Here is a 17697-nt window from a genome sequence, read left to right on the forward strand (position 1 = left end):
GGGTGTCGGACCCCACCCCCGCAAAGCCCACCCTCCTCGTCGTCGACGGCCACTCGCTCGCCTACCGCGCCTTCTACGCGCTGCCCGTCGACAGCTTCAGCACCCGTGACGGGCAGCACACGAACGCCATCCACGGCTTCCTGTCGATGCTGCTCATGCTGCTGCGCAACGAGAAGCCGACGCACCTCGCGGTGGCGTTCGACACGTCCCGCCAGTCCTTCCGCACGCGCGAGTACACCGAGTACAAGGCGAACCGCAGCGAGACGCCGTCCGAGTTCAAGGGTCAGATCGGCCTCCTGAAGGAGGCGCTGCGCGCCATGCGCATCACCGTGCTCGAGAAGGAGGACTACGAGGCCGACGACATCCTCGCCACGCTCGCCACGCGCGGCAAGGAGGCGGGGTACGACGTGCTCGTCGTCTCCGGCGACCGCGACACCATCCAGCTCGTCGACGATGACATCACCCTGCTCTACCCGAACGTGCAGGGCGTCTCGCAGCTCAAGCGCTACGACGCCCAGGCCGTCGTCGAGCGCTACGGCGTCCGGCCCGAGCAGTACCCGGATGTCGCGGCGCTCGTCGGCGAGACCAGCGACAACCTGCCCGGCATCACGAAGGTCGGCGAGAAGACCGCCGTGAAGTGGCTCGGGCTCTACGGCAGCCTCGACGGCATCCTCGAGCACATCGACGAGATCAAGGGCGTCGTGGGCGACAACCTGCGGCGTGAGCGCGAGAACGCGGTCCGCAACCGGCGGCTCAACCGGCTCGTGCGCGATCTCGAGCTCGACGTCGAGATCGCCGACCTCGAGGCCAAGCCGATGGACGAGGCGGCCGTGCGCGAGCTGTTCGACCGGCTCGAGTTCAAGACGCTGCTCGAGCGCGTCGTGAAGATGGCCGGCGAGGGCAACGGCGTGACCGCCGACGGTTCGGCGGCGCTCGCGGCCGAGCCCGAGCCCGCCGCCACCGCGCCCGTGTCGCAGGCACTCCGCGGCGCCGAGCTGGAGGGCTGGCTCGCGCGGGCCGCCGCGTCCGAGCCGGCCGGGCTGGGGCTCAGCCTCGAGGTGCTCGACGGCCGCGTGATCGGCGCGGGCGTCGCCTCGTCGAGCGAATCGCTCCAGATCGCGTGGACCCCCGGACAGGCCGACCTCGCGCCGTTCGAGGCGTGGCTCGCGAGCGACGCGCCGAAGATCATGACCGACGCGAAGCCGCAGCTGAAGGCGATGCGCCGATCCGGCCTGGCGTTCGACGGCCTCGTCGTCGACACCCTCGTCGCGGGCTGGCTGGTCCGGCCGAGCCTGGCCGAGAAGGACCTCGCCGATCTCGTCTCCCGCTACCTGCGCGAGACCATCCCCATGGCCGACCCGGCGCAACTGGTCCCCGACGCCGATTCGACCGCCGGCGCACCCGAGTTCGCGTGGTACTCCCTCCGCGTGGCCCCCGTGGTGCTCGGTGCGCTCTCGGAGGGCTCGCGCCGGGTCCTCGCCGACATCGAGATCCCGATCGTCGGCATCCTCGCCGAGATGGAACTGCGCGGCGTGACCGTCGAGCACGACAAGCTCGCCGAGCTCTCGGCGCAGCTGGGCGAGCGCGCCGCGGGCCTCGCGCAGGCGGCGTACGCCGAGATCGGGCGCGAGGTGAACCTCGGTTCGCCGAAGCAGCTCCAGGAAGTGCTGTTCGACCAGCTCGGCATGCCGAAGACCCGGGCCACGAAGACCGGCTACTCGACCGACGCCGGCGCGCTCGCCGACCTGCAGGACTCCAACCCGCACCCGTTCCTCGGACTCCTGCTCGAGCATCGCGACGCCACGAAGCTCCGGCAGATCGTCGAGACGCTCGACAAGTCCATCCAGTCCGACGGCCGCGTGCACACGAGCTACGTGCAGGTGGGCACCACCACGGGCCGCATCTCCTCAACCGACCCCAACCTGCAGAACATCCCGGTCCGCACCGAGGAGGGGCGTCGCATCCGCGCCGCCTTCACCCACGGCGCCGACTACGCCGAGCTGCTGACCGCCGACTACTCGCAGATCGAGATGCGCATCATGGCGCACCTCTCGCAGGACCCGGGCCTCATCGAGGCGTTCCACTCGGGCGAGGACCTGCACCGCTTCGTCGGCGCCCGGATCTTCGACGTCGACCCGTCCGACGTGACCCCGCTCATGCGCACCAAGGTGAAGGCCATGTCCTACGGCCTCGCGTACGGACTCAGTGCGTTCGGACTCTCGAAGCAGCTGCGCATCGACCGGGCCGAGGCCACCCAGTTGATGAAGGACTACTTCGAGCGCTTCGGCGCGGTCCGCGACTACCTGCGCGGGGTCGTCGCCCAGGCGAAGGTCGACGGGTACACCGAGACGATCTTCGGCCGCCGGCGTCCCTTCCCCGACCTGAACAGCCCGAACCGGGTGCTCCGCGAGAACGCCGAGCGCGCGGCACTCAACGCGCCGATCCAGGGCTCGGCCGCCGACATCATGAAGTTCGCGATGATCGGGGTCGAGCGCGAACTCCAGGCCCGCGACCTCCGCTCGCGCATGCTCATGCAGGTGCACGACGAGCTCATCTTCGAGGTCGTCGCGGGCGAGGGCGACGAGGTCGAGGCGCTCGTGCACGACCGCATGTCGCACGCCGCCGACCTGCTGGTGCCCCTCGACGTGCAGGTCGGCCGCGGTCGCGACTGGGAGGACGCGGCGCACTGAGCCCATGACCTGAGCGGGCCTCGGGGGTTGGCACGCCGCCCGAGGGCTCGCCTAGGCTCGCACCCATGGCAGCAGCTGAGCGCACCCCGACCGAGGTCGACCGCATCGCCGAGGGCTGGGTCGACGAGATCGTCCGGTTGAATCCGGCGGTCGGCACGTACATCGGGCGCACCGACGAGGACCACCGGCTTCCGGACTACTCGCCGACCGGCCACGCCGCGCTGATGGAGGCCACCCGCGCCACGCTCGCCGAGCTCCGGCGCGCCGACCCCGTCGACGACGTCGATCGCATCACCGTGGCCGACCTCGGCAGCGAGCTCGACCTCGACCTCGAAGCGGATGCCGCGGGACTGCCGCTGCGCGACCTCAACGTCATCGCGAGTCCGGCCCAGGAGATCCGCGAGGTGTTCGACCTCATGCCCACCTCCTCCACCGAGGACTGGGAGCGGATCGCCGCTCGGCTGGCCGCGGTCCCGGGCGCGGTGAACGGCTACTTGGAGACGCTCCGACTGGGCATCGACCGGGGGGTGGTCCCGGCGGTGCGTCAGGTGCGCGAGGTGGCCATGCAGGCGCGCCGGCACGCGAGGTCCGACGGGTTCTTCCCCTCGTTCGTCGAGCAGGCCGCGTCGGGCGAGGCGGACGTCGACGGCTCGCTGCGACGCGAGCTCGAGGCCGGCGCTGCGGGGGCGGCGTCCGCGTACGGTCGGCTCGCCGAGTTCCTCGAGCACGAACTCGCACCGCGCGCCGGGAACGACGACGCCGTCGGCCGTGAAATCTACGCGTTGCAGTCGCGCCGTTTCCTCGGGGCGACGATCGACCTCGACGAGACCTACGAGTGGGGTCGCGACGAGCTGGCCCGCATGGTGGCCGAGCAGGAGGCGGTCGCCCGCGAGATCCTTCCCGGGGCGTCCGTCGCCGAGGCGGTCGCGCACCTCGAAGCGGATCCCGCCCGCAAGCTCGTCGGCACGGAGGCCCTGCAGCGCTGGATGCAGGAGACGAGCGATCGCGCCGTTGCGGAGCTCGGCGCGACGCAGTTCGACATCCCCGAGCAGATCCGGACGCTCGAGTGCCTCATCGCCCCCACCCAGGAGGGCGGGATCTACTACACCGGTCCGAGCGACGACTTCACGCGACCCGGCCGCATGTGGTGGTCGGTTCCCGAGGGCGTCACCGAGTTCGACACGTGGCGAGAGAAGACCACCGTGTACCACGAGGGGGTGCCGGGCCATCACCTGCAGATCGGGCAGGCGGTCGTCAATCGCGGGCAGTTGAACACGTGGCGCCGGCAGCTCGCCGGCACCTCGGGGCACGCGGAGGGCTGGGCGCTCTACGCGGAGCGGCTCATGGAGGAGCTCGGCTACCTGGACGACCCGGCCGACCGTCTCGGCATGCTCGACGGGCAGCGCATGCGCGCGGCCCGCGTCGTGCTCGACATCGGCGTGCACCTCGGCAAGCCCCGTCCCGACGGGGCCGGGGCGTGGACGGGGGAGTACGCGTTCGAGTTCATGGGCGCGAACGTGAACATGCCCGACGAGTTCGTGCGCTTCGAGGTCCACCGGTACCTCGGGTGGCCGGGGCAGGCGCCGTCGTACAAGGTGGGCCAGCGCATCTGGGAGCAGCTGCGGGACGAGGTGCGCCGGCGCGAGGGCGACGGCTTCGACATCCGCTCGTTCCACTCGCGGGCGCTGGCGCTCGGCGGAGTGGGCCTCGACACGCTGAAGGGTGCGCTGCTCGCCTGAGGGTGGCCCGACGGATGCCGCGCCGCAGGCGCAGCGCGGTGCGGTTGCCGCCCGAGCGCCGATGAGGATAGGATGGAGCGTCACTCGTGTGACATCCCTGTCCGCATGCCCGCCGCGGAACACACACAACGCTCTTTCCGCGACGGGCCCGATTTTGTCCATTAACGGAGCATCCACTACATGACAACCGCAACGACCAAGGCGCCCAAGCAGGTCGCGATCAACGACATCGGATCTGCTGACGATTTCCTCGCCGCGGTCGAGAAGACTCTGAAGTTCTTCAACGACGGCGACCTCATCGAGGGCACCGTCGTGAAGATCGACCGCGACGAGGTCCTCCTCGACGTCGGGTACAAGACCGAGGGTGTGATCCCCTCCCGCGAGCTTTCCATCAAGCACGACGTCGACCCCAGCGAGGTCGTCAACGTCGGCGACTCCGTCGAGGCCCTCGTTCTCCAGAAGGAGGACAAGGAAGGCCGTCTGATCCTGTCGAAGAAGCGTGCGCAGTACGAGCGCGCGTGGGGCGACGTGGAGAAGATCAAGGAGACCGACGGCGTCGTCACGGGCACCGTCATCGAGGTCGTCAAGGGCGGCCTCATCGTCGACATCGGCCTCCGCGGCTTCCTCCCGGCCTCGCTCATCGAGCTCCGCCGCGTGCGCGACCTCACGCCGTACCTCGGCCAGGAGATCGAGGCGAAGATCCTCGAGCTCGACAAGAACCGCAACAACGTGGTCCTGTCGCGTCGCGCGCTGCTCGAGCAGACCCAGTCGGAGTCGCGCTCGACCTTCCTGCAGAACCTGCACCCGGGCCAGATCCGCAAGGGCGTCATCTCGTCGATCGTCAACTTCGGTGCGTTCGTCGACCTCGGCGGCGTCGACGGTCTCGTCCACGTCTCCGAGCTCTCCTGGAAGCACATCGAGCACGCCAGCGAGGTCGTCGAGGTCGGCCAGGAGGTCACCGTCGAGGTGCTCTCCGTCGAGCTCGACCGCGAGCGCGTCTCGCTGTCGCTCAAGGCGACGCAGGAGGACCCGTGGCAGGTCTTCGCCCGCACGCACGCCATCGGCCAGGTCACGCCCGGAAAGGTCACCAAGCTGGTGCCGTTCGGTGCGTTCGTCCGCGTCGCCGACGGCATCGAGGGCCTCGTGCACATCTCCGAGCTGTCGGGCCGTCATGTCGAGCTCGCCGAGCAGGTCGTGTCGGTCGGCGAGGAGGTCTTCGTCAAGGTCATCGACATCGACCTCGAGCGTCGCCGCATCTCGCTGTCGCTCAAGCAGGCCAACGAGGGCGTCGACCCCGAGGGCACCGAGTTCGACCCGGCGCTCTACGGCATGCTCACCGAGTACGACGAGCAGGGCAACTACAAGTACCCCGAGGGCTTCGACCCCGAGACCAACGAGTGGCGCGAGGGCTTCGAGGCCCAGCGCGAGAAGTGGGAGCAGGAGTACGCTGCCGCCCAGGCTCGCTGGGAGGCGCACAAGAAGCAGGTCGCCGCGTCGCTCGCGGCCCAGGCTTCGGACGACTCGTTCTCGTCGGGCGCCTCGTCGTTCTCGAGCGAGTCCGCCGGTGCGGGCACCCTCGCCGACGACGCCTCGCTCGCAGCACTCCGCGAGAAGCTCTCGAGCAACTGATCCGTCGCTCCGTACGGCGAATCGAACGGAAGGCCGGTCCCCTCAGGGGCCGGCCTTCCGGCATTCCCGGAGACCGCTCCGATCGCGTCACGCGAAGCGGGCGCGTCAGGGGGAACGCACCCCATAGGGTGGACTGGTGTACCTGATCGGCCTCACTGGCGGAATCGCCTCCGGAAAGTCCACCGTCGCCCGACGGCTCGTCGAGCACGGCGCGATCCACCTCGATGCCGACCAGCTCGCGCGTCGCGTGGTCGAGCCGGGCAGCCCGTGCCTCGACGCCATCGTCGCCGAGTTCGGCGACGGGGTGCTGCGCCATGACGGCACGCTCGACCGCCCGAAGCTCGGCGAGATCGTGTTCCGCGACGACGACGCGCGGGCGCGGCTCAACGCGATCGTGCACCCGGCCGTGCGCGAGCTCTCCCGCAAGCTCATCACGAAGGCCGAGCAGGAGGACCCGGACGCGGTCGTCGTCTACGACGTCCCGCTGCTCGTCGAGGCGCAGGTCGACCACCCGTTCGACCTCATCGTGGTGACGAGCGCCCCCAAGCGAGCCCAGGTCAAGCGCCTCGTCGAGGAGCGGGGGCTCGACCCGATCCAGGCCGAGGCCCGCGTCGACGCGCAGATCAGCGACGAGGACCGTCGCGCGATCGCCGATGTCGTGATCGACACCGGCGGCAGCCTTGCGCACACCATGAGCCAGGCCGACGGCCTGTGGGTCGACATCGAGAAGACCCGGCGCGCGAAGCGCTGACGGCAGCGGAGACCCCAGGAGCGGCATCCGCTCTCAGGATCGGTGTCGGTGGTCGAACCTAGACTTGACCACATGCAGTCGACCCGTTCCGTGCGCCCGTTCGAGGTCGTCAGCGAGTACGCGCCGAGCGGCGACCAGCCGCAGGCGATCGCCGAGCTCGCGGCGCGCATCAACGCGGGCGAGACCGACGTGGTGCTGCTCGGTGCGACCGGTACCGGCAAGTCCGCGACGACCGCATGGCTCATCGAGCAGGTGCAGCGGCCCACGCTGGTGCTCGCCCACAACAAGACCCTCGCCGCCCAGCTCGCGAACGAGTTCCGCGAGCTCATGCCGCACAACGCCGTCGAGTACTTCGTCTCGTACTACGACTACTACCAGCCCGAAGCGTACGTCCCGCAGACCGACACCTTCATCGAGAAGGACTCGTCGATCAACGCCGAGGTCGAGCGGCTGCGTCACTCGACGACGAACTCGCTGCTGAGCCGGCGCGACGTCGTGGTCGTCTCGACGGTGTCGTGCATCTACGGCCTCGGCACGCCCGAGCAGTACCTCAACGCGATGATGCCGCTGCAGGTGGGGCAGCGCGTCGACCGCGACTGGCTGATCCGCAAGTTCGTGTCGATGCAGTACCAGCGCAACGACGTCGACTTCTCGCGGGGCAACTTCCGGGTGCGCGGCGACACGATCGAGATCATCCCGGTGTACGAGGAGCACGCGATCCGCATCGAGATGTTCGGCGACGAGATCGAGGCGCTCTACAGCCTGCATCCGCTGACCGGCGCCGTGATCGCGAAGCTCGACGCCGTGCCGGTGTTCCCCGGGTCGCACTACGTCGCGAGCACCGACGTCATGCAGCGCGCGATCGGCACGATCCGCGACGAACTCGACGAGCGCCTGCAGGAGCTCGAGCGCGAGGGCAAGCTGCTCGAGGCCCAGCGCCTCCGCATGCGCACCACCTTCGACCTCGAGATGATGGAGCAGATCGGCTTCTGCTCGGGCATCGAGAACTACTCCCGGCACATCGACGGTCGCGCCGCGGGCGAGCCGCCGCACTGCCTGCTCGATTACTTCCCCGACGACTTCCTCGTCGTCATCGACGAGTCCCACGTGACCGTGCCGCAGATCGGCGCGATGTACGAGGGCGACTCGTCGCGCAAGCGCACGCTCGTCGAGCACGGATTCCGCCTGCCGAGTGCCCTCGACAACCGCCCCCTGAAGTGGGACGAGTTCAAGGACCGCATCGGCCAGACCGTGTACCTCTCGGCCACGCCGGGCAAGTACGAGATGGGCATCGCGGACGGCGTCGTCGAGCAGATCATCCGGCCGACCGGGCTCGTCGATCCCGAGATCGTGGTCAAGCCCACCAAGGGGCAGATCGACGACCTCCTCGAGGAGATCCGGGCGCGCGCCGAACGCGACGAGCGCGTGCTCGTGACGACCCTGACCAAGCGGATGGCCGAGGAGCTCACCGACTTCCTCACCGAGGCCGGCGTCCGGGTGCGGTACCTCCACTCCGACGTCGACACGCTGCGTCGCGTCGAGCTGCTGACCGAACTGCGAGCGGGCGTCTACGACGTGCTGGTGGGCATCAACCTCCTCCGCGAGGGGCTCGACCTCCCGGAGGTGTCGCTCGTGGCGATCCTGGACGCCGACAAGGAGGGGTTCCTCCGCTCGTCCACCTCGCTCATCCAGACCATCGGGCGTGCGGCGCGGAACGTCTCCGGCGAGGTGCACATGTACGCCGACGTGATGACCGACTCGATGCAGTCCGCCATCGAGGAGACGAACCGCCGCCGCGACAAGCAGCTCGAGTACAACCGCGTGAACGGCATCGACCCCACGCCGCTCCGCAAGCGGATCGCCGACATCACCGAGGTCCTCGCGCGCGAGGAGGCCGACACCGCGGCGCTGCTGCGCGGACGCGACACGAAGAAGACCTCGCCGGTCCCGATGCGCCGCGAGGGCATCGCCGCGGCCGGAGCCAACGACCTCGAGGACCTGATCCGCGACCTCAACGAGCAGATGCTCGAGGCGGCCGGCGAGCTCAAGTTCGAGCTCGCGGCCCGACTGCGAGACGAGGTCTCCGAGCTGAAGCGCGAGCTCAGGCAGATGGAGAAGGCGGGGCACCTCGGCTGAGGCATCCGCCCTCGTCCCGCCGAGTCGAACGTATGTTCGCTCTCAGCACGTGCGCTCTCGGCGTTCGTGTCGGAGGGCGTTCGTACACTCGTAGGGTGCCAGTTTCACGTCTCGATGCCCATTCGCGCCTGAGTGTCCGCGGAGCCCGCGTCCACAACCTGCGCAACGTCGATGTCGAGATCCCGCGCGACGCGATGGTCGTGTTCACGGGCCTGTCCGGCTCGGGCAAGTCCTCGCTCGCGTTCGACACGATCTTCGCCGAGGGGCAGCGCCGATACGTCGAGTCCCTCTCGGCGTACGCGCGCCAGTTCCTCGGGCAGGTCGACCGACCCGACGTCGACTTCATCGAGGGGTTGAGCCCCGCGGTCTCCATCGACCAGAAGTCGACCAACCGCAACCCGCGATCGACGGTGGGCACGATCACCGAGATCTACGACTACATGCGACTGCTCTGGGCGCGCATCGGCGTGCCCCACTGCCCGGTGTGCGGCGAGCGCATCCAGCGGCAGACCGTGCAGCAGATCGCCGACCAGCTCATGGAACTCGAGGCGGGCACCCGGTTCCAGGTGCTCAGCCCGATGGTGTCGCAGAAGAAGGGCGAGTTCGTCGACCTCTTCCGCGAACTCGCGAGCCAGGGCTACTCGCGCGCCGTCGTCGACGGCGAGGTGATCCGCCTCGATGAGCCGCCCACGCTGAAGAAGCAGGTGAAGCACGACATCTCCGTCGTCATCGACCGGCTCGTGGCATCCGACGAGGTCCTCGGCCGGCTCACCGACTCGCTCGAGACCGCCCTGCGGTTGACCGACGGCGTCGTGCAGATCAACTACGTCGACCGCGAGGGCGATGCGGCGTGGCAGACCTTCTCCGAGAAGCTCAGCTGCCCGAACCAGCACCCCATCGCGCTCACCGAGATCGAGCCGCGCACCTTCTCGTTCAACGCCCCGTTCGGTGCGTGCCCGGAGTGCTCTGGCCTCGGCACGCGCATGTCGGTCGACGAGGACCTCCTGCTCGGCGACCCGTCGCTCAGTATCAACGAGGGCGTCATCCTGCCGTGGACCTCGCAGGGCAAGAGCCTCTACAACTACTACGAGAAGCTGCTGCACGGCCTCGGCCGCGACCTCGGCTTCTCGCTCGATACGCCCTGGGAGGACCTGCCGGTCGAAGCACGACACGCGGTCCTCCGCGGGGACAACTTCGAGGTCAAGGTCCGCTGGCGCAACCGGTACGGCCGCGAGATGAGCTACACGTCCGGGTTCGAGGGCGTCGTGCCGTACATCGAACGGCAGTACCTGCAGGCCGAGACCGACGTGCAGCGCGCGCGATGGGCCGAGTACCTCCGCGAGGTGCCCTGCCCGGTCTGCCAGGGCGACCGGCTGAAGCCCGAGGTGCTCTCGGTGCTGATCCACGACTCGTCCATCGCCGACGTCTGCCGGCTCAGCCTGCACGACGCCCGCGCGTTCATGGACCGCCTCGAGCTCACCGACCGGGAGCAGGCCATCGCCGCACAGGTGCTCCGCGAGATCAAGCTCCGGCTCGACTTCCTCATCCGGGTCGGGCTCAGCTATCTCGACCTCGCCCGCGCCGCCGGCACGCTCTCGGGCGGCGAGGCGCAGCGCATCCGCCTGGCCACCCAGATCGGCTCGGGCCTGACCGGCGTCCTCTACGTCCTCGACGAGCCGAGCATCGGCCTGCACCAGCGCGACAACCGACGCCTCATCGACACGCTCGTCGCGCTCCGCGACCTCGGCAACACGCTCATCGTCGTCGAGCACGACGAGGACACCATCCGCACGGCCGACTGGATCGTCGACATCGGTCCCGGCGCCGGCGTGCACGGCGGCACGGTCGTGCACAGCGGCAGCTACGCCGACCTCGTGAAGAACCGCGAGTCGCTCACGGGCGACTACCTGTCGGGTCGCAAGGAGATCGCGATCCCGGCGAAGCGACGTCCGATCGACCCCGGTCGCATGATCACCGTCGAGGGCGCCCAGGCGAACAACCTGCGCGGCGTCGACGTCGCGTTCCCGCTCGGCACGCTCACCGCGGTCACGGGCGTGAGCGGGTCCGGCAAGTCGTCGCTCGTCAACGACATCCTCTACCGGGTGCTCGCCAACCGGTTGAACGGCGCCCGCAAGGTGCCGGGCAAGCACCGGCGGGTCACCGGGCTCGACCACCTCGACAAGGTCGTGCACGTGGACCAGGCGCCGATCGGTCGCACCCCGCGGTCCAACCCGGCGACGTACACCGGGGTGTTCGACCGCATCCGGACCCTGTTCTCAGAGACCGCCGAGGCGAAGGCCCGCGGGTACCTGCCGGGCCGGTTCAGCTTCAACGTCAAGGGCGGGCGCTGCGAGGCCTGCGCGGGCGACGGCACGATCAAGATCGAGATGAACTTCCTCCCCGACGTCTACGTGGCGTGCGAGGTGTGCGGGGGCAAGCGCTACAACCGCGAGACCCTGCAGGTGCACTACAAGGGCAAGAACATCGCCGAGGTGCTCGAGATGCCGATCAGCGAGGCGGCGGAGTTCTTCGAGCCGATCTCGGCGATCCACCGCTACCTCAAGACGCTCGTCGACGTCGGCCTCGGATACGTCCAGCTCGGGCAGAGCGCGACGACCCTGTCGGGCGGCGAGGCGCAGCGCGTCAAGCTGGCGACCGAGCTGCAGCGGCGATCGAACGGTCGCAGCGTCTACGTGCTCGACGAGCCGACGACCGGCCTGCACTTCGAAGACGTGCGGAAGCTGCTGAAGGTGCTCGGCAAGCTCGTCGACAAGGGCAACACCGTCATCGTCATCGAGCACAGCCTCGACGTGATCAAGTCGGCCGACTGGATCATCGACCTCGGCCCCGAGGGCGGCTCGGGCGGCGGTCAGGTCGTGGCCGTCGGCACGCCGGAAGACGTCGCCGACAACCACGACAGCCACACCGGGTACTTCCTCCGCGAGATCTTCGACGCTGCGGCGGAGCCGGCCGTCGCCGCCAGCTGACGATGCCCAGCACCGTCGCGTACCGGCCCAAGCCGGGGGAGATCCCGACCGCGCCCGGGGTCTACCGCTTCCGCGACGCCGATCGCCGCGTCCTCTACGTCGGCAAGGCCAAGAACCTCCGCGCCCGCCTGTCCAACTACTTCGCGCCGCTCCGCACCCTGCACGAGCGCACCCGTCGCATGGTCACCACCGCGGCATCCGTCGAGTGGACCGTGGTCGGCAACGACGTCGAGGCGCTGCAGCTCGAGTACACGTGGATCAAGGAGTTCGATCCGCCGTTCAACGTCAAGTACCGCGACGACAAGAGCTATCCGTACCTCGCGGTCACGCTCGCCGACGAGGCGCCCCGCGCGATCGTCACGCGCCGCACCGGCATCCGAGGCGCGCGGTACTTCGGGCCCTATCCCAAGGTCTGGGCCGTCAACGAGACGCTCGACATCATGCTCAAGCTGTTCCCGATCCGCACCTGCAAGGACAGCGACTACAAGCGCGCGATGCAGACCGGCAAGCCGTGCTTCGCCGGCCAGATCGGCCGGTGCTTCGGCCCGTGCTCGGGCAAGGTCACGATCGAGGAGCACCGCGCCAACGTGCAGCGGTTCGTCGCGTTCATGCAGAACCAGGACCGACGCATCATCACCGAGCTGACCCAGCAGATGCGCGAGGCGGCCGCCGCGCAGGACTACGAGACCGCCGCCCGTCGTCGCGACCAGCTCCAGGCGGCCGAGCAGTTCTTCGAGAAGAGCACGGTCGTGCTCCGCGACCACGTCGACATCGACGTCTTCGGGATCGACCACGACGAGCTCGCCGCGGCCGTGCACCTGTTCATGGTGCGCGGCGGTCGCATCCGCGGCCAGCGCTCGTGGACCGTCGACACCGAGCTCGACATGTCCCTCGGCGACCTCGTCGACTCGGTCGTGCAGCACGCGTACGGCGACGACATCCGGCCGCCGTCCGAGGTCGTCGTGCCGGCCCTGCCGGAGGATGCCGAGGCGCTCGCCACGTGGCTGAGCAGCCTCGGGGGCCGCAAGGTGCGCCTGCGCGCCGCGCAGCGGGGCGACAAGGCCGCCCTGCTCGAGACCGCGACGCAGAACGCCCGGCAGGCGCTCATGCTCTACAAGACGCGGCGCAGCGCCGACTTCACCGCGCGTTCGCGCGCCCTCGAGGACATCCAGGAGGCGCTCGGCATGGCCGACGCGCCCCTGCGCATCGAGTGCTTCGACGTGTCGCACCTCAGCGGCACGAACATCGTGGCCTCGATGGTGGTCTTCGAGGACGGCCTGCCCCGCAAGGACGAGTACCGCCGCTTCACCATCCCGAACTCGAGCGACGACACCGACTCCATCCACCAGGTGCTGACCCGGCGCCTCGCGTACCTCGCCGGCCGCGACGGGGACGGGGGAGCAGGCGACGGCGCGACCGGGCCGGGCGACGGTGAGGGCGACGCGGGCGACGCGACGACGGATGCCGCGGCATCCGGTCGCCGCAAGAAGTTCGCCTATCGCCCCAACCTGCTCGTCGTCGACGGCGGTCAGCCGCAGGTCGCCGCCGCCGAGCGGGCCCTGCGCGAATCGGGCGTGGAGGGGATCGCCCTCTGCGGCATCGCGAAGCGCCTCGAGGAGATCTGGACCCCGGACTCGGACTTCCCGGTCATCCTGCCGCGGAACAGCGACGCCCTGTTCCTGTTCCAGCGGATCCGGGACGAGGCGCACCGGTTCGCGATCAGCCACCAGCGGCAGCGGCGCAAGCGCGACATCTCCACCGTGCTGTCGGAGGTGCCGGGGCTCGGGCCCGCCCGCGTCAAGGCACTCCTCACGCACTTCGGTTCCGTCGCCCGCCTGCGCGGCGCCGACGAGGCCGCGATCGCCGAGGTCCCCGGCATCGGACCGGCCCTCGCGGCGAACGTGCGCGCGCGGCTCCGGGGCGACGGCCCCGATCCGGCCGACTAGGCTGGTGGTTCGGGGGAACGACGCACGGAAGGGAACGCGACGCGCATGACCGACGGCGAACGGCAGGAGATGCTCATCGTCACCGGGATGTCCGGAGCCGGACGTTCCACCGTCGCCGACGCGTTGGAGGACCTCGGCTGGTACGTCGTCGACAACCTCCCGCCCCAGATGCTCCGCCCGCTCGTCGATCTCGCCGAGCGCGCCGGAACGTCGCTGCCGCGGATCGCCGCGGTCGTCGACATCCGCGGCGGGGGATTCTTCTCCGAGCTGCGCGACATCGTGCACGCCCTGCGTTCGCACACCAACGTGCGCGTGATGTTCCTCGACGCCAACGACGCGGTGCTCGTGCGCCGCTTCGAGTCGGTCCGCCGCCCGCACCCGCTGCAGGGCGACGGCACGCTGCTCGACGGCATCACCGCCGAGCGGGCGCGCCTCGCGGAGGTGCGCGAGTCCAGCGACATCCTCGTCGACACCTCCGACCTGAACATCCACCAGCTCGCGAACCTCGTCACCGACACGTTCGCCGAGGCGGGTCGCGCCGGTCTCCGGGTCACCGTGCAGAGCTTCGGCTTCAAGTACGGGCTGCCCGCCGACGCCGACCTCGTGGCCGATGCCCGCTTCCTCCCGAACCCCTTCTGGGACGAGCGCCTCCGCCACCTGACCGGCGAGGACGGTGCGGTGAGCGACTACGTCCTCGAGCAGGACGGTGCGCGCGAATTCCTGGACTCGTACGTCGCCGCACTCGAACCGGTGCTCGCCGGTTACCAGCGCGAGAACAAGCCGCACGCCACGATCGCGATCGGATGCACCGGCGGGAAGCACCGGTCGGTTGCGATGGCGCGGGAACTCGCGGCGCGCCTCCGAGCCATCCCCGGCCTCGCGGTCAGCGTCAAGCACCGCGACCTCGGGCGAGAATGACCCGGCGCCCCGCGCGCCCACGAACCACAGAGAGGACGACCACGTGGCCCTGACCGCAGAGGTGAAAGAGGAGCTCGCCAGGACCGAGGTGACCAAGACCCCGGTCCGCGCCGCGGAACTCGCCTCGGTGCTCCGCTTCGCCGGAGGCCTGCACATCATCTCCGGGCGCATCGCGATCGAGGCCGAGCTGGACTCGCCCGCGATCGCCCGACGCGTGACCCGCGACCTGGGCGAGCTCTACGGCGTGCGGCCCGACGTCTCCGTGATCAACGCGGCCGGGCTCCGTCGCACGAACCAGTACCTCGTGCGCGTCCTCGACGGCGGCGAGACGCTCGCGCGGCAGACGGGCCTCCTCGACGCGCGGCGCCGACCGGTGCGCGGGCTCCCGAACAAGCTCACGACCGGGTCGCGCGACGACGTCGCGGCCGTCTGGCGCGGGGCCTTCCTGGCCCGCGGCAGCCTCACCGACCCGGGTCGCTCCGCAGCGCTCGAGGTCACCTGCCCCGGCAGCGAGACCGCCATGGCGCTGGTCGGCGCGGCCGGTCGCCTCGGGATCTCGGCGAAGGCCCGGGAGGTCCGCGGCGTGCACCGCGTGGTCATCCGCGACGGCGAGGCCATCAGCAGCATGCTCGCCCTCATGGGGGCGACCGAGACCGTCCGCAACTGGGAGGAGCTCCGCCAGCGGCGGGAGGTGCGCGCGACCGCGAACCGGCTCGTGAACTTCGACGACGCCAACCTCCGGCGCTCCGCCCAGGCCGCCGTGGCCGCGTGCGCCCGGGTCGAACGCGCGATGGAGATCCTCGGCGACGAGATCCCCGAGCACCTGCGTTACGCGGGCGAGCTGCGGCTGGCACACCGCGACGCGAGCCTGGACGAGCTCGGCCACCACGCCGACCCGCCGCTGACGAAGGACGCCGTCGCCGGCCGCATCCGCCGGCTGCTCGCGATGGCCGACAAGCGCGCCATCGAGCTCGGCGTTCCGGGCACCGAGGCGAACCTGCCGGCCGACCTCGACGTCGACTGAGCGACCGTATCGCGCAGGGCGAACGGACGGCCGGTGTCGCACACCGTCAACCCCATCGCCCGCGCCGGTCGCGGGCATAGGATCGAGGAAGCCGCGGTCCGCCGGGCAGAGGTCCGGTTCACCCGGCTGCTGACAAGGAGAAGCAATGGCTGACTACACCCTCCCCGAACTCGCCTACGACTACGGCGCGCTCGAGCCGTCGATCAGCGGCACGATCATGGAGCTGCACCACTCGAAGCACCACCAGACGTACGTGACCGGGGCGAACACCGCGCTGCAGCAGCTCGCGGAGGCGCGCGACACCGACAACCTCGCGAACGTCAACAAGCTCGAGAAGGACCTGGCCTTCAACCTCGGCGGCCACGTCAACCACTCGATCTTCTGGACCAACATGTCGCCGGACGGGGGCGACAAGCCGACCGGCGAGCTCGCCTCGGCCATCGACGACCACTTCGGCTCCTTCGACAAGTTCCGCGCGCACTTCACAGCCACCGCCCTCGGCGTGCAGGGCTCGGGATGGGCCGTCCTCGCGTGGGACTCCATCGGCCAGCGCCTGGTCATCGTGCAGTTCTTCGACCAGCAGGCGAACTTCCCGGCGAGCATCGTCCCGCTGCTCATGCTCGACGTCTGGGAGCACGCGTACTACCTCGACTACAAGAACGTCCGCGCCGATTACGTCAAGGCGTTCTGGAACATCGTGAACTGGGAGAACGTCCAGCAGCGCCTCCAGACGGCGACTGAGAAGACCTCAGGGCTGCTGCTACTGTCGTAACGCGGATGGTGTCCCCGGGCACCGTCCGGGGACACCGCCGTCCGGTCAGATCCATCTCGAAGGCGCGCCGCGCCCATCACAACAGGGGAGATACCTGTGTCCGTCAAGATCGGCATCAACGGCTTCGGCCGCATCGGCCGCAACTACTTCCGCGCCGCCCTCGCCCAGGGCGCCGACCTCGAGATCGTCGCAGTCAACGACCTCACCGACAACAAGACCCTCGCGCACCTCCTGAAGTACGACTCGATCACCGGTCGCCTCGACGCCACCGTCGACTACGACGACGAGCACCTGATCGTGAACGGCACGCCCATCAAGGCCTTCGCGGAGCGCGACCCCGCCAACCTGCCGTGGGGCGAGCTCGGCGTCGACATCGTCATCGAGTCGACGGGCTTCTTCACCAAGGCGGCCGATGCGCGCAAGCACCTCGACGCCGGGGCCAAGAAGGTCCTCATCTCCGCGCCCGCGACCGACGAGGACGCGACGTTCGTGATGGGCGTCAACGAGGACTCGTACGATCCCGCGAGCCACCACATCATCTCGAACGCCTCGTGCACGACGAACTGCCTCGCGCCCCTGGCGAAGGTGTTCAACGACGAGTTCGGCATCGAGCGCGGCCTCATGACCACGGTCCACGCGTACACGGCCGACCAGAACCTGCAGGACGGCCCGCACAAGGACCTCCGTCGCGCCCGCGCGGCCGCCGTCAACATCGTGCCGACCTCCACGGGCGCCGCGAAGGCGATCGGCCTGGTGCTGCCCGAGCTGCGCGGCAAGCTCGACGGGTTCGCGCTGCGCGTCCCGGTCCCGACCGGGTCGATCACCGACCTCACGGTGACCGCCTCGCGTCCCGTCACGGTCGACGAGGTCAAGGCGGCGTACCGGAAGGCCGCGGAGGGTCCGCTGAAGGGCATCCTCAAGTACACCGAGGACGACATCGTCTCGAGCGACATCACGACCGACCCGCACTCGGCGATCTTCGACGCCGGGCTCACGCGCGTGCTCGGCGACCAGGTGAAGCTGTCGGCGTGGTACGACAACGAGTGGGGCTACTCGAACCGCCTGGTCGACCTGACCGAGTACGTGGCCGAGCGGCTCTGAGGCG

The 17697-nt window shown here is 69.7% G+C and carries 11 protein-coding genes; all 11 read left to right on the plus strand.

The window, feature by feature from the left end:
• Positions 1 to 2: 2 nt before the first annotated feature.
• Positions 3 to 2690 (plus strand): DNA polymerase I, encoded by a 2688-nt coding sequence (polA, locus tag RH861_RS09085; protein WP_310520714.1) that lies wholly within the window; start codon positions 3 to 5, stop codon positions 2688 to 2690.
• 65 nt (positions 2691 to 2755) lie between these two features.
• Positions 2756 to 4429, plus strand: a complete 1674-nt coding sequence (locus RH861_RS09090) for a DUF885 domain-containing protein (protein ID WP_310520715.1) — start codon at positions 2756 to 2758, stop codon at positions 4427 to 4429.
• 180 nt (positions 4430 to 4609) lie between these two features.
• Positions 4610 to 6058 (plus strand): 30S ribosomal protein S1, encoded by a 1449-nt coding sequence (gene rpsA / locus RH861_RS09095; protein WP_067947329.1) that lies wholly within the window; start codon positions 4610 to 4612, stop codon positions 6056 to 6058.
• Positions 6059 to 6194: 136 nt separating this feature from the next.
• Entirely contained in the window at positions 6195 to 6809 is a 615-nt protein-coding gene (coaE, locus tag RH861_RS09100) for a dephospho-CoA kinase (protein ID WP_310520716.1), read from the plus strand.
• A gap of 72 nt (positions 6810 to 6881) precedes the next feature.
• On the plus strand, positions 6882 to 8945 hold the full coding sequence (gene uvrB, locus RH861_RS09105) for an excinuclease ABC subunit UvrB (protein ID WP_310520717.1): 2064 nt from the start codon (positions 6882 to 6884) through the stop codon (positions 8943 to 8945).
• Positions 8946 to 8977: 32 nt separating this feature from the next.
• Complete coding sequence (gene uvrA / locus RH861_RS09110) at positions 8978 to 11932, plus strand: excinuclease ABC subunit UvrA (protein WP_282573658.1); 2955 nt, start codon at positions 8978 to 8980, stop codon at positions 11930 to 11932.
• Between the two features lie 2 nt (positions 11933 to 11934).
• On the plus strand, positions 11935 to 13878 hold the full coding sequence (gene uvrC, locus RH861_RS09115) for an excinuclease ABC subunit UvrC (RefSeq protein ID WP_310520718.1): 1944 nt from the start codon (positions 11935 to 11937) through the stop codon (positions 13876 to 13878).
• Between the two features lie 45 nt (positions 13879 to 13923).
• Positions 13924 to 14796 (plus strand): RNase adapter RapZ, encoded by an 873-nt coding sequence (gene rapZ, locus RH861_RS09120; RefSeq protein ID WP_248599719.1) that lies wholly within the window; start codon positions 13924 to 13926, stop codon positions 14794 to 14796.
• A gap of 43 nt (positions 14797 to 14839) precedes the next feature.
• Complete coding sequence (gene whiA, locus RH861_RS09125; RefSeq protein ID WP_067947340.1) at positions 14840 to 15820, plus strand: DNA-binding protein WhiA; 981 nt, start codon at positions 14840 to 14842, stop codon at positions 15818 to 15820.
• A 145-nt stretch (positions 15821 to 15965) separates the two neighbouring features.
• Positions 15966 to 16592 carry a superoxide dismutase gene (locus tag RH861_RS09130; RefSeq protein WP_310520719.1) on the plus strand — a complete coding sequence of 209 codons (627 nt, stop codon included), beginning with the start codon at positions 15966 to 15968 and terminating at the stop codon, positions 16590 to 16592.
• A gap of 96 nt (positions 16593 to 16688) precedes the next feature.
• Entirely contained in the window at positions 16689 to 17693 is a 1005-nt protein-coding gene (gene gap, locus RH861_RS09135) for a type I glyceraldehyde-3-phosphate dehydrogenase (protein ID WP_248599716.1), read from the plus strand.
• Positions 17694 to 17697 lie beyond the last annotated feature (4 nt).

It is taken from the genome of Agromyces indicus (genome assembly GCF_031432295.1).
GTDB classification, from domain to species: domain Bacteria; phylum Actinomycetota; class Actinomycetes; order Actinomycetales; family Microbacteriaceae; genus Agromyces; species Agromyces indicus.

Excerpts from the sequence above, each read along its gene's own strand:
- uvrC (WP_310520718.1), top strand. The coding sequence starts at position 11,935 with ATGCCCAGCACCGTCGCGTACCGGCCCAAGCCGGGGGAGATCCCGACC.
- uvrA (WP_282573658.1), top strand. The coding sequence starts at position 8,978 with ATGTTCGCTCTCAGCACGTGCGCTCTCGGCGTTCGTGTCGGAGGGCGT.
- RH861_RS09130 (WP_310520719.1), top strand. The coding sequence starts at position 15,966 with ATGGCTGACTACACCCTCCCCGAACTCGCCTACGACTACGGCGCGCTC.
- rapZ (WP_248599719.1), top strand. The coding sequence starts at position 13,924 with ATGACCGACGGCGAACGGCAGGAGATGCTCATCGTCACCGGGATGTCC.
- RH861_RS09090 (WP_310520715.1), top strand. The coding sequence starts at position 2,756 with ATGGCAGCAGCTGAGCGCACCCCGACCGAGGTCGACCGCATCGCCGAG.
- uvrB (WP_310520717.1), top strand. The coding sequence starts at position 6,882 with ATGCAGTCGACCCGTTCCGTGCGCCCGTTCGAGGTCGTCAGCGAGTAC.
- rpsA (WP_067947329.1), top strand. The coding sequence starts at position 4,610 with ATGACAACCGCAACGACCAAGGCGCCCAAGCAGGTCGCGATCAACGAC.